General features: G+C 64.0%; 11 protein-coding genes and 1 pseudogene. 7 read left to right on the forward strand and 5 right to left on the reverse strand.

All coding sequences use genetic code 11. The annotated features are described in order from the left end of the window. Positions 1-167 precede the first annotated feature (167 nt). The 4 genes from ACVINW_RS31660 to uvrA all read left to right on the forward strand — a co-directional run bounded on the left by ACVINW_RS31660 (position 168) and on the right by uvrA (position 6,152). On the forward strand, positions 168-911 hold the full coding sequence (locus ACVINW_RS31660) for an outer membrane protein (RefSeq protein WP_456754896.1): 744 nt from the start codon (positions 168-170) through the stop codon (positions 909-911). A 234-nt stretch (positions 912-1,145) separates the two neighbouring features. Next, positions 1,146-1,898, forward strand: a complete 753-nt coding sequence (locus tag ACVINW_RS31665; RefSeq protein ID WP_456754897.1) for an outer membrane protein — start codon at positions 1,146-1,148, stop codon at positions 1,896-1,898. Positions 1,899-2,149: 251 nt separating this feature from the next. Then, complete coding sequence (locus tag ACVINW_RS31670; RefSeq protein WP_456756545.1) at positions 2,150-2,809, forward strand: outer membrane protein; 660 nt, start codon at positions 2,150-2,152, stop codon at positions 2,807-2,809. A 355-nt stretch (positions 2,810-3,164) separates the two neighbouring features. Continuing rightward, the gene (gene uvrA, locus ACVINW_RS31675) at positions 3,165-6,152 is read left to right on the forward strand and encodes an excinuclease ABC subunit UvrA (protein ID WP_456754898.1); all 2,988 of its coding nucleotides are present in this window, start codon (positions 3,165-3,167) and stop codon (positions 6,150-6,152) included. 224 nt (positions 6,153-6,376) lie between these two features. Here the strand turns inward: uvrA and ACVINW_RS31680 are convergent, their stop codons facing one another. After that, a complete protein-coding gene (locus ACVINW_RS31680; RefSeq protein WP_456754899.1) occupies positions 6,377-6,709 on the reverse strand; it encodes a PRC-barrel domain-containing protein in 333 nt (110 codons plus the stop codon). A 238-nt stretch (positions 6,710-6,947) separates the two neighbouring features. On the opposite strand from ACVINW_RS31680, the gene ACVINW_RS31685 reads away from it, so the two are divergent. Further along, positions 6,948-7,952: a hypothetical protein gene (locus ACVINW_RS31685; protein ID WP_456754900.1), complete on the forward strand. Its 1,005-nt coding sequence runs from the start codon at positions 6,948-6,950 to the stop codon at positions 7,950-7,952. On the opposite strand, the gene ACVINW_RS31690 is transcribed toward ACVINW_RS31685, so the two are convergent. The 4 genes and pseudogenes from ACVINW_RS31690 to ACVINW_RS31705 form a co-directional block, all read right to left on the reverse strand. Continuing rightward, positions 7,936-8,898 carry a YVTN family beta-propeller repeat protein gene (locus tag ACVINW_RS31690; protein ID WP_456754901.1) on the reverse strand — a complete coding sequence of 321 codons (963 nt, stop codon included), beginning with the start codon at positions 8,896-8,898 and terminating at the stop codon, positions 7,936-7,938. The two genes, ACVINW_RS31685 and ACVINW_RS31690, sit on opposite strands and share 17 nt — an antisense overlap. A 163-nt stretch (positions 8,899-9,061) precedes the next feature. Continuing rightward, positions 9,062-9,601, reverse strand: coding sequence for an SRPBCC family protein (locus tag ACVINW_RS31695; protein WP_456754902.1), 540 nt, complete (start codon positions 9,599-9,601; stop codon positions 9,062-9,064). A 159-nt stretch (positions 9,602-9,760) separates the two neighbouring features. Then, positions 9,761-10,315 (reverse strand): AAA family ATPase, encoded by a 555-nt coding sequence (locus tag ACVINW_RS31700; RefSeq protein ID WP_456756546.1) that lies wholly within the window; start codon positions 10,313-10,315, stop codon positions 9,761-9,763. Continuing rightward, a pseudogene (locus ACVINW_RS31705) lies at positions 10,307-10,417 on the reverse strand (AAA family ATPase); the annotation flags it as partial. The gene ACVINW_RS31700 and the pseudogene ACVINW_RS31705, both read right to left, overlap by 9 nt. 189 nt (positions 10,418-10,606) lie before the next feature. On the opposite strand from ACVINW_RS31705, the gene ACVINW_RS31710 reads away from it, so the two are divergent. Together ACVINW_RS31710 and ACVINW_RS31715 are read left to right on the forward strand one after the other, a co-directional pair. After that, positions 10,607-10,930, forward strand: a complete 324-nt coding sequence (locus tag ACVINW_RS31710; protein ID WP_456754903.1) for a hypothetical protein — start codon at positions 10,607-10,609, stop codon at positions 10,928-10,930. 761 nt (positions 10,931-11,691) lie between these two features. Then, positions 11,692-13,023, forward strand: a complete 1,332-nt coding sequence (locus ACVINW_RS31715; RefSeq protein ID WP_456756305.1) for an IS1182 family transposase — start codon at positions 11,692-11,694, stop codon at positions 13,021-13,023. The last annotated feature ends 200 nt before the right edge of the window (positions 13,024-13,223 follow it).

Below are 13,223 nucleotides of genomic sequence, written 5' to 3' on the forward strand. Positions count from 1 at the left end.
CAAATCAGCGCCTTATTCCGGCGGCACTTCTTCCCCGAGTGTGGCATTTGGGAGACGGCCTTTCCGGTTGAATCGGCGTATAGCTATCAACCAACGGACGGGCGCTCGCGTCTGGGATCGCGCTTCGGGACCTTTGGAAGCCGATCGGGGAGCTGGGGAGATTGACGATGAAGAAGTTTTTGCTCGGGACGGTTGCTCTGATTGCGTTTGCTGCGCCTGCCGCGGCCGCCGACCTCGCGGCGCGCCCGTACACCAAGGCGCCGCCAATGATCGCTGCCGTCTATGACTGGAGCGGCTTCTACATCGGCGCCAACGGCGGCTGGGGCTCGAGTCACAATTGCTGGGACCAGGTCCCCGCCGGCATCTTCATCGGATCGGATGGCTGCCATGACGCAACCGGCGGCGTCGCCGGTGGCCAGATCGGCTATCGCTGGCAGGCCGGCGCCTGGGTGTTCGGCCTCGAAGCGCAGGGCGACTGGGCTGACCTGAAGGGCAGCAACAACAGCGCGATCTTCCCGGGCCTGTTCACCAACCAGACCAAGATCGACGCGTTCGGCCTGTTCACCGGCCAGATCGGCTACGCCGTCAACAACGTGCTGCTCTACGCCAAGGGCGGTGCGGCGCTGACCGACAATCGCTTCAGCACCTTCGTTACGCCGACCGGCGTGCTCGCCGGCAGCGCCAGCGACACCCGCTGGGGCGGCACCATCGGCGCCGGCATCGAGTTCGGCTTCGCGCCGAACTGGACCGCTGGTGTCGAATACGACCACCTGTTCATGCAGGACAAGAACTACAACCTCACCACGCCCGGTGGAGCGCTGTTGAGCACCATCCGCGACCGCCAGGACGTCGACCTCGTCACCGTCCGCGTGAACTACAAGTGGGGCGGCCCGGTGGTTGCGCGCTATTGATTGCGCGACACGGATTGGATCGACACGAAAGGCCGGCCTTGTGCCGGCCTTTCTGTTTGCCGGGGTCGGTTGCGAGTTGAGCCCCGCCCCCGAATCGACATGGTTAAATCCTAATAAATCGTAAAATATACAGTAAAATCAAAATGTTACCGGTGTTGCGCGGGCGCTACGCCCGATCTGCAACCTGCAATGGTAGCCTGTCCTGCGATGATCGAATCGAAGCGGGATGGATCCATGAAGCAGCTTCTGTGTGCAGCCGGCCTCGCCGTGCTCAGCGTTTCGTCCGTGTCGGCGGCTGACCTTGCCGCAAAGGCCCCCCAGCCGGCGGTTGCCGCGCCCCTGACCAGCTGGAACGGCTTCTATCTCGGCGCCCAGGGCGGCGGCGGCTGGGGCACCAGCAGCGAGACCTATCTCGGCGCTCCGAACGATGCGACGTTCATCGGCACGCAAAGCTACACCACCGGCGGCGGCTTCATTGGCGGCGTGATCGGCTACAACGTCCAGGCCGGCCCTGCCGTGTTCGGCATCGAGGGCGCCTACCATTGGGCCTCGATCACCGGCCGCTCCAACGTGATCAATGTCGGACCGCCAAGCGTGCTCGACACCTACTACACCGAGCTGCGCAGCTTCGGCGACATCAAGGGCCGGCTCGGTTACGCCGACGGCGCCACGCTGTGGTTCGTCAGCGGCGGCGCTGCGGTCGGCGACATCCTGCATCGCTACAATGCCGGCCTCGCGCCGCCCTCGGCCTCGGCCAGCGACACCCGCTGGGGCTGGACCCTCGGCGCCGGCGTCGAATACATGTTCGCCGCGAACTGGTCGGCCAAGCTCGAGTACAACTACATCGATCTCGGCAAGGTTGCGCCGATCCAGTACACGCCCGCGCTCAACGATCGCTCGGAGTGGAAAGACACCTTCCACACCGTCAAGCTCGGCATCAATTACCATTTCAACGCCGCAAGCCCGGTCGTAGCAGCGAAATACTGAGCCTGCTGCGGTTGATCGCGCGACGCGCGCGTTCACATCAAAATAAAGGCCGGCCTCGCGCCGGCCTTTTCGTTGCGCAAGCACACGGCGCGGCTGTTTTCCGTGCATTGTGGTTTCACGGATACACAACTTCCGAGATTTCTATGTAGAAACACGTGATCGTCACGCGACACTGCTGTGACGCTCCCTTCAATGTTTGAAGGGGACAATAAGAAAATGTGGCAAGAAAAACGGGAATTTGGACTTTGAAAATCAGGAATGTTTTGCTGGCCTCGGCCGGCATGTTTGCCCTCAGCGCAATTGCACCGGCAATGGCCGCCGATCTCGGCGCGCGCGCCCCCTACGTGAAGGCTCCGCCGCCGGTCGCGATCACCAACTGGACCGGCTTCTACATCGGTGGCTTCGGCGGTTACGCCAGCGAGAACTCCGGCAATCCGAAGATGGAAGGCGGCTTCGGCGGCGGCACCATCGGCTACAACTGGCAGGCCGGCAACATCGTGTACGGCCTCGAGGCCGACGGCGCCTGGGCTGACGTCGATGCGTCGGTCAGCGCGCTCGGCGTCACCGCGAAGAGCAAGATCGACGCGCTCGGCACCGTGCGCGGCCGCTTCGGCTTCGCGGTCGACAAGGTGCTGTTCTACGGCACCGGCGGCTATGCCTGGGTCGACAACGAGATCAGCGTCACCGCGCTCGGCGCCACCGTCTCGCAGAGCAACTTCCACTCCGGCTGGACCGTCGGCGCCGGCATCGAGGCGTTCATCGCCCCGCAGTGGTCGATCAAGGGCGAGTACCTGTATCGCAGCCTCGGCAGCGAGACCTACTTCGGCGTTGCCTCCGGCGACCTCAACCTGCACAGCGTGCAGTTCGGCGTGAACTATCACTTCGGCGGCCCGATCGTCGCCAAGTACTAAAGCATGATCCGGAAAAGTGCGAAGCGGTTTTCCGGAAAGATCATGTCAAACAAAGACCTAAGGCGCGATGACGATTCGATCCAATCTCATCGCGCTTTAGGCAACGGACCAGGCGGATCCAGCATCGGATCGCACCGAAAGGCCGGCCTCGCGCCGGCCTTTTTGCATTTCGGAACCCATCCTGCTGCCGGCTGCTGCCATCCGGCAAACTATCCGTTGATGGCCGCTATTCAGCACTGGAAATTGCCGGCCGTTCTTCCTACGTTCCAGTCTTCACACTCATCGGCGCAAGCTCCCGGCATCACCGGCGACGCGCGCCCAAAAGGCGCCCGATCATGCGCCCGGAATTGTCGCTATGGATGAAGTGCTCAAGGCGAAGCGCCAACAGAACGCGGGCTCCTCATCGCGCGCCATCACGATCCGCGGCGCACGCGAACACAATCTGAAGAACATCGACGTCGAGATTCCGCGCGACAAGCTGGTGGTGTTCACCGGCCTGTCCGGCTCCGGCAAATCCTCGCTCGCATTCGACACCATCTACGCCGAGGGCCAGCGCCGCTACGTCGAATCGCTGTCGGCCTATGCGCGGCAATTCCTGGAGATGATGCAGAAGCCGGATGTCGACCAGATCGACGGCCTGTCGCCGGCGATCTCGATCGAGCAGAAGACCACCTCGAAGAACCCGCGCTCCACCGTCGGCACCGTCACCGAGATCTACGACTACATGCGCCTGTTGTGGGCGCGCGTCGGCGTGCCCTATTCGCCCGCCACCGGCCTGCCGATCGAGAGCCAGATCGTCTCGCAAATGGTCGACCGCGTGCTGGCGCTCCCCGAGGGCACCCGCCTCTATCTGCTGGCGCCGGTCGTGCGCGGCCGCAAGGGCGAGTACAAGAAGGAGCTCGCCGAATATCTCAAGAAGGGCTTTCAGCGTGTCAAGATCGACGGCACCTTCTACGAGCTGTCGGAAGCCCCTAGCCTCGACAAGAAATTCCCGCACGACATCGACGTCGTGGTCGACCGCATCGTGGTGCGCCCCGACCTCGCCCAACGCCTCGCGGAAAGTTTTGAGACCGCACTGAAGCTCGCCGAGGGTCTTGCGGTGATCGAATATGCCGACGCGCCCGCGGCGGCCGCGCAGGACGAGAAGAAAGAAGACAAGAAGAAGACCGCGAAAATCCACGACAAGAGCGGCCCCGAGCGCATCCTGTTCTCGGAAAAATTCGCCTGCCCGGTCTCCGGCTTCACGATCCCCGAGATCGAGCCGCGCCTGTTCTCGTTCAACAACCCCTACGGCGCGTGTCCGGCCTGCGGCGGCCTCGGCGTCGAGCAGCACATCGACGAGGACCTGGTCATCCCCGACAAGGAGCTGACCCTGCGCAAGGGCGCGATCGCGCCGTGGGCGAAATCGTCGTCGCCCTATTACATCCAGACCCTGACCGCACTCGGCAAGCACTACAAGTTCACGCTCGACACCAAGTGGAAGGACCTGACCAAGAAGGTCCAGAACGCGCTGCTGCACGGCTCCGGCGACGACGAGATCAAGTTCTCCTATGAGGACGGCGTCCGCTCCTACGACACCAAGAAGCCGTTCGAGGGCGTCGTCACCAACATCGACCGCCGCTACCGCGAGACCGAGAGCGAATGGGCGCGCGAGGAGCTCGGCAAGTATTTCTCCGACGTGCCCTGCGAAGGCTGCCACGGCTACCGGCTGAAGCCGGAGGCGCTGTGCGTCAAGATCGGCGGCAAGCATATCGGCGAGATCTCCGAGCTCTCGGTGAAGCGCGCCGGCGAGTGGTTCGAGACGGTGCCGGAAGCGCTCAATGCGCAGCAGAACGAGATCGCCGCGCGTATCCTGAAGGAGATCCGCGAGCGCTTGACCTTCCTGCTCGACGTCGGCCTGAATTATCTGACGCTGTCGCGTTCGTCCGGCACGCTCTCCGGCGGCGAGAGCCAGCGCATCCGCCTCGCCTCGCAGATCGGCTCGGGGCTGACAGGCGTGCTCTACGTGCTGGACGAGCCGTCGATCGGCCTGCACCAGCGCGACAATGCCCGCCTGCTCGACACCCTCAAGAGGCTCCGCGACCTCGGCAACACCGTGGTCGTGGTCGAGCATGACGAGGACGCCATTCGCCTGGCGGATCATGTGCTGGATATCGGCCCCGGCGCCGGCATGCATGGCGGCCACATCGTCGCCGAAGGCACGCCCGACCAGATCATGCGCAATCCGAAATCGCTGACCGGCAAATACCTCACCGGCGAGCTGTCGGTGCCGGTGCCGGATCGACGGCCGCCGAACCACCGCCGCACCATCAAGGTCGTCAACGCCCGCGGCAACAATCTGAAGAACGTTTCGGCCGAGATCCCGCTCGGCCTGTTCACCTGCGTCACTGGGGTCTCCGGCGGCGGCAAGTCGACGCTGCTGATCGACACGCTCTACAAGTCGATCGCGCGCAAGCTGAACAACGCCAGCGAGGGCGCGGCGCCGCACGATCGCATCGAGGGCTTGGAGCATATCGACAAGATCATCGACATCGACCAGTCGCCGATCGGCCGCACCCCGCGATCGAATCCGGCGACCTATACCGGCGCCTTCACGCCGATCCGCGAATGGTTCGCCGGTCTCCCCGAGGCCAAGGCGCGCGGCTACGAGCCCGGGCGGTTCTCCTTCAACGTCAAGGGCGGCCGCTGCGAGGCCTGCCAGGGCGACGGCGTCATCAAGATCGAGATGCACTTCCTGCCCGACGTCTACGTCACCTGCGACACCTGCAAGGGCAAGCGCTACAACCGCGAGACGCTCGAGGTGCTGTTCAAGGGCAAGAGCATCGCCGACGTGCTCGACATGACCGTCGAGGAAGCCGCCGAGTTCTTTAAGGCGGTGCCGCGCGTGCGCGAGACCTTCCAGACCCTGCACCGGGTCGGCCTCGACTACATCCATGTCGGCCAGCAGGCCACCACGCTGTCGGGCGGCGAAGCCCAGCGCGTCAAGCTGGCGAAGGAGCTGTCGAAGCGCGCCACCGGCCGCACGCTCTACATCCTGGACGAGCCGACCACCGGCCTGCACTTCCACGACGTCGCAAAACTGCTCGAGGTGCTGCACGAGCTGGTCGCGCAGGGCAACACGGTTGTCGTGATCGAGCACAATCTCGAAGTCATCAAGACCGCCGACTGGGTCATCGACCTCGGCCCCGAAGGCGGCGACGGCGGCGGCGAGATCGTTGCCTGGGGCCCGCCGGAAGACATCGTCAAGGCGCCGAGGAGCTACACGGGTAAGTTTCTGGCCCCGGTGCTGAAGAAGGCGAACAGCAAGCCGAGGAAGAGCAGCGCGAGCGAGGCGGCGGAGTAGCGCGGGCCGGCCATCCTACGGATTGCCGCGATGGGCGGCGATCTGTCAGACGTTTGCCCAACAAGTAGCCCGCATGAGCGAAGCGATATGCGGGGTTCATAGACCAGACAGTAAATAGCCTGGATGAACGAAGCGATATCCGAGGACTGTCGGTCGGACACACTGACCGCTCCCGCATGTCGCTTCGCTCATGCGGGCTACAACACCACCCCCTCACCTGCGCGCTACACCGCCCAATAATTCAGGTGCGTGTACGATCGCGAGCGGTCGCCCCAGTCGAATTCGTCGCCATCGAATTCGCACGGACCGGTGCGCAAATCCTCAAACGTCACTTCGGCCTCGAAGGCCTGCCGGGCAGGATCAAAGTGCAGCGCGGTCCATCTGACGGGATAGTGGTGGTGCGTGCTCAGCACGCCGCCGGTCTTGATGATGGCGTAGGCCACCGTGCCGCTCACCTTGTCGAGCATCAGCCGCTCGATCGAACCGAGCTTGGCGCCATCGCGCCCGAAGACGCAGACATGCTCGACCCTGTCACTGGGCACCAAGGTATGATGCATGGCATCCTCCCTGTTTCCTCATATTTGCCGGCCATTATACGCCCGTCATCCTAATCGGCCAACGGGTCGCGTGAGCGCGCGGCCGACGACCCGCTCCGCGAAATCCGGGAGATTTCTCGCAAAGTGCGCCACGTGCCGTCGTCATTTCAAGACACAGTGTTAATCTACTCACAGTTGCATTCCTGGACATGACTTATCGTGGAAGCGCAACCGGCAGCACGCAGTGCAATGGTGCAATATGGAACAGTATAGGTTCGATCACCCGTTCTTTCGCCCGCTCCGATGGTTCGCCCGCATCAACATGGTCGCCGGGGTCTTCATCCTCTGCTTCTCCGTCCCGGGCCACCTGCAATACGTCGGCCTGGGCCTGCTCTTCCTCGCGTCTGGCGTGGCATTCATTCACGCCCATCGCAAATCCGTGCTCAGGCGCTATCGCGTCGATCACGATGTCTACCGAACACCACGCTATCTAGCGTTCAGCAACTACCTCCTGTGGAATCGAACCAAGCTGCGTTGGGTGAATGCTCTGACCGGATTCCTCGCTTTCGCGGCGTCCTACATGGCGTTCGGCTTCTGGCTGGGACTGCTCTTCACCACCGTTGCGAGCTGGAGTGCGTTGCTCGCCAGCGCCGCGATCAGGATGCTCGTCAAACGTCAAATCGACACGTTCTTTCGGATCGTGGTGTTCCGCCGCAACGCGCGCGCGTTCGCGACAAGCCACATTGCAGCAGTCATGCCGGTGTGCGGCACGTATGGGCAGACCCTGCTCTTGACCGACGAAACGCTGGCAACGGCTTGGGAAGGCGGTGGTGCCAGAATGGACAATTGGGTGCTCGCTGAGACCTACATGCCCCTCATTGCCAAGCCGGGATCACATGACGACTGGAAGCAAGTCATCGCGACCCAATTGAAATTTGCCGATTTCGTCGTCTTCGACTGGCCCGGGGAGATAACCGAGAATATGCTGTGGGAACTGCTTCAGACGATCCAGCGCATTCCGATCGAGCGCATGATGATGCTGGTGTCGCACGACAACATCGAAGACGTGGAACGGATGCTGCGCGACCTGTTGCACGTCGACCAGTTGCCCGAAAGCCTGATCATACTCAGCCCAACCGAGCCGATGCTGACTTTGATTTTCATGCGCAAGTTCGAATGGACGATGAATTCACTTGTCAGGACGCCACGCGTCCGTCCCGAGACCGCGCTTGCACTGCAGCCCGCCGCTACTCCGTCCGCCTGAGAAACGCCCCGAACGCCCGTGGCCCGTCGCCGACCTTGACCTCGCCAATCACCTTCAGCTCGGCGGCGTCGATGACGCTGAGCGTATTGCTCTCCCAGTTGGCGACCAGGATCCGCTTGCCGTCGGCGGTGGCCTCGATGCCTTCGGGGTAATCGCCGACCGTGATCCGCTTCACCGGCTGCAAGGTCGCGAGGTCGAACACGCTGACCTTGCCGTCATACTGGTCGGTGACGAAGCCGCGGCCCTGCGCCAGCGCCACCGCATAGGGGCGCAGGCCGACATGGACGCGGCCGATCTCCTGCGCCGTGGCGATGTCGATCACGGAGACGTCGTTGGAGCCGACATTGGCGGTGTAGGCGCGCTTGCCTTCGGCATCGATGGTGACGCCGAACGGCCGTGCGCCGACCTTCACGGTCCCTCGCCGCTCCCGCGTCGACGTATCGACGATCGAGATGCTGTCGTCGTCGCGGTCGGCCGAGAGCAGCAGCAGCCCGTCCGGCGTCACCGCGAGCCCGGACGGCGACGCGCCGACCGCCATGCTGGCGGTGACCCGCTGCGCCTTGGCGTCGATCACTCGCACCGCGGCGGCATACCAGTCGGCGACATAGACCGTCGCGCCGTCGGGGGCGACCGCGATGCCGAGCGGCCCGCCGCCGACATCGATCCGGCCGACCACCGTGCGCGACGACGCGTCGACAACCGTGACCGCCTTGGCATCCGGGCTCGTCACATAGACGAAGCGGCCGTCATTGCTGACGGCGACGCCCGCCGGCTTGCCGCCGATCGCGATCGTCGCGACCGGCCTTGACGTCGCGAGATCGACCACCGTGAGATCGTCGCTGAGCTGGTTGGTGACGAAGGCCTCCTCGGCGCGCGCGGCGCCGAGCAGGCCGAGCAGCGCCACCAACGCGATCGCGCTCACAGTAGACAACTTTATCCACGTCATTGCGAGCCACCCGGTCGGCGCGAAGCGCCGCCGGATGACAGGCTCCGCGAAGCAATCCATAGCTCCGCAGAAAGGAAAAATGGATTGCGTCGTCGCTTCAGCGCAAAATTGCCTTGCAATTTTGTCGCGAGCTCCTCGCAATGACGGCAAGTTTCGCATCCGCTCAGGTGCCGCTCTCGATCTTCTTCTTCAGCGCCTCGAGCCCGGCCTTGTAGAGCCCGCTGACCGCCTTCACCGCCGCCTCGTCGCTCAGCTCCGGCGGCGGATCGTTGTTGGGAAAGCCGCGGTAGAACGCGCCGGCCCATTCCAGCTTTGTCTTGCCCTCGGGCGCCGGCGAGACCGTCAGCGTCGAGGAATAATTGGTGACCGGCAGCACCTTCACGTCGACCGCGGTGATCCGGTATGAATAGCTCATCATCTCGGGCTCGTATTTGTAGAGCTCCTCGTCGACGGTGGCGCCCGGCCCCAGCGTCAACCGCCGCGTGGCGCCGATCTCGTTGCCCTTCTCGCCCTCGGTCTTGATGACGCCGGCGAGCCAGCTCATGTCCTGGAAATTGCCGATCACCGCCCACACCTTGGCCTGCGGCGCGTCGATCTCGATGGATTCGCGCACCTTCTGGCGGGTCGGCCCATGGGCCCAGGCGGCCCCCAACACAGCCAATGCCGCCACCACGACGCCAGCCCGCGCGATCGTTCGCCTCATCCTTGGTCTCTCCCGATATGTGTCGGCCATCCGCCGCCCGGCGCATGCCGCAGTTTATGGCTCGACGTTCTAGACCAGATCGGGGACCGGCTGCTTGCACGAGAGCGAAGTTGGCGGCCGGCGGCTTCCCCGGGAGGCAAGTCCGCCGCGGTGGCGGCTTCACGCCTCGATCGCCGCCTCGACGAATCCCTTCGGGTCGTCGCAGAACTCGCGCATCAGCCGGTAGTGATCGGTATCCCGCAGGCTCACCGGCTCGAGGCCATATTTGCTCAGCCGCAGCAGCGTCGCGTTCGGATAGGCCATCAGCACCGGCGCATGCGTCGCCATGATCACCTGGCAGTGGCGGGTGCCGTGCATCCGGTGCAGCAGCTTGAGGAACTCGATCTGCCGCGATGGCGACAGCGCGGATTCCGGCTCGTCGAAGATGAAGATGCCCTGCCGCTGGCAGCGCTCCTCAAAGAAGCGCAGGAAGCCCTCGCCGTGGGAATGCGACAGGAAGTCGGGCGGAAGGCCTCCGGCGTCCATCGCGGCCTCGTCCAGATATCGTGCGACCGAGAAGAAGCTCTCGGCGCGGAAGAACCAGCCGTTGGTGATCTTGGGCAGCCAGCTTGCACGCAGCGCCGACGCAAGCGAGCCACCCATTTTCTCCAGCGCCCGGCCATGGTCGACCGCGCGGTAGCCCTTGCCGCCGCCGGCGTCATCGTAGCCGGCCATCACGGCGATGCCCTCGAGCAGCGTCGATTTGCCGGTGCCGTTCTCGCCGACGATGATGGTGATCGGCTTGTCGAAACTGAGTTCGAAATCGTCGCGCAGCAGCGGCAGCACGAACGGATAGGCCTCGCGGTCTGGAATGCGTGCGGGATCGAGCCAGACCCGCCGCAGATACGGCGCGGGCATGTTGATCGGGCGATTGCGTCGGGTCATCTGCGCGGTTCCGGGGAAACAATGGCGGGCGGCCCAGTTTATGATAGGTCCCCGCAGCAATCCTAGATGGCTCGATAGCGCATGCCCAGCAACGCCTACGCCCTGTTCCGCAACGCCGTCAGCACCGAGCAGCAGGTGGTCTGCGTCTATGACGGCCGGCCGCGCGAGCTCTGCCCGCATATCATCGGCCACAACAAGAGCGGCGAAGAGGTCGTGCTGGCCTGGCAGTTCGCCGGCGAGAGTTCAGGCAGACTGCCGCAATGGCGCTGCCTGCGGCTCGCCAATGTCAGCGACATCCGCCTGCGCAAGGGCCGCTGGCACGAGGGCGGCTCGCACCGCACCGAGCAGACCTGCGTCAGCGCGATCGACCTCGACATCAACATCCACGTGCGCAAGCGGCGGTGAGCGGCCCATACATCTGAGTTGCCCGACGGCGCAAGCCCCCGCAGCAAAAATATTTCGCTTTATCCGAAGGGAAGTTCAGTGTATGAATTTGCCGTCTCACCCGACACGAGGGGCGCTTCGCGGTCGTCACGAACGCGGGTCGAGATGCGGTGGACGCCGATTGCGCAGTCGACGAACGCGCATGAGGCGGACGGCGAAATCGTGCAGGCCTGACGCCCTAGCGGTAGGTGTCTTTTCCGATTGCGCAAATGCGCGTTGTGAAGACGGTGACAACAAAGCCAAGTCTCGCCGGGGAGAGCACGTATAAGCCGCACAACCATCGCGCAGGGAAAGCCGGGTTGTTTCCGGTTACACCTGTGGTCCTACCCCCGAGCTTTCTACCTATTGCTCGGGGCCCATGGGTGCGATCGGCACCCGGCTTTCCCTGCGCCCTCTTCAAGGAGGGAGGGCGGAACGACAAGCAAAGCTCGGACAATCATGTCGCGAGAACGTCGTTGCACATCCTCAGCGCTGTTTGACGATGTACCAAATTCCCCGCGCAAAAGCTTCGCCTTTGTCGCTGGAGGTGCGAGCCTTGCGGCGCAATTGCGCCGCTGGCGAGCCTCGAAGGATGCACGGCCCGGCCGGTGGCCGTCGATCCTTCGAGACGCGCGCAAGAGCGCGCTCCTCAGAGGGTGTGATTTTTTTGGGGTTTCAGCGAGCATTATAGCCGAAAGCCGGCGCGGTGTGATTCTCTGGCGATGATGGATTCGCGGGAGGTGATGTTGGCTGCCGATGAGTTGTTTGGGGACCTGCCGGAGCAGGCGAAGCCACCAGTCGAAGCGGGCTTGCCCGGCGCTCCGCGGCTGCGTGAGCCCCAGCGCGACCAGATTGCGCTGCGAGCGGTTGATATTGAGAGCCTGATCGGGGAAGACCATCCGGTGCGGCTGATCTGGTCTTATGTCGAAGAGCTTGATCTGAGTGAGTTGGAGGACCGGATCAAGGCTCGCGGCGATCGTCCCGGTCACCCCGCGACCTCGCCCCGGCTTTTGCTGGCGCTGTGGCTCTATGCCGCCAGCGAAGGCGTTGGCAGCGCGCGGGCGTTGGAGCGGCTGTGCGAGAGCCACGATGCCTATCGCTGGCTGTGCGGCGGGGTGTCGGTGAACTATCACCTGCTGGCGGACTTCCGGGTCGGCAACGCCGATCTGCTTGACCGACTGCTCAGTGAGCATCTGGCAGCGTTGGCAAAGGCCGGTCTCGTCGATCTGGAGACCTTGGCGCAGGATGGCATGCGGGTCCGGGCCAGCGCCGGGGCCGCCTCGTTCCGGCGCGAGGCGACGCTGGATAAGCATTTGGCGCAGGCTGAGGCCGTGGTGGAAGACCTCAAGCGCGAGGTCGACACACGCTCGGACGCCAGCAATAAGCGTGCCCGGGCAGCCAAGGAGCGGGCCGCGCGGGAACGCAGCGCGCGGGTGAAGGCGGCGCAGACGGCGCTCGCCGAGATCAAGCAGCAGCGCAAGGAGCGCGAAGAAAGTCGCGGCAACGGCAAGACGCCGAAGGAGCCGCGGGCCTCCACGACGGACGCCTATGCACGGGTCATGAAGATGGCGAACGGCGGCTTCCGCCCCGCCTACAACGTGCAGGTGACGAGCGTGGCCGGCGAGCAGATCGTCGTCGACACCAGAATTTGCAACATCGGATCCGATCGCGGCCTGATGCGCCCCATGCTGGAGCGGCAGCGTGCGCGGCCCGGAGGGTTGCCCAAGGACCATCTCGTCGATGGCGGCTTTGGCAGTGCCGAGGACATCGAATGGGCCTATGCCGAGGGCATCGATATCTTTTGTCCGCCCACTCAATCCAAGCACGGTACCGATCCCTATCTACCGCGGCGCGGCGACGGTCCGGGGGTGTTGGCCTGGCGTGCGCGAATGGCGAGCGAAGAGGGCAAGGCCCGATACAGGTCCCGGTCGATCTGCGAGTGCATCCATGCCCGCTGGCGCAATTGGGACCTGCGGCAATTGACCGTGCGCGGCATCGAAAAGGTCCGTGCCGTCGTGCTCTGGTACGCCCTCGTCAACAACATCCTGCAAGGCAACCGCCTCTCCAGAGCCTAAACAACGGGTCATCGCCGAACTCGAACTCAAACCTGCCAATTGCTGCGACGAACAGCCGCCAAAAACTCCGCAGGAGCCGAATCCGTCACAAGCTCTCAGGATGACGGAATTGACAGTTGCGCGGTGGGCCAGGACGACGCGGGGAAGCAGTCGCCGCCTCGGTTCAAGCACTGCTGTCTCTGGAATACTGGATCACCCGC

It is taken from the genome of Bradyrhizobium sp. USDA 4461, from assembly GCF_054055655.1.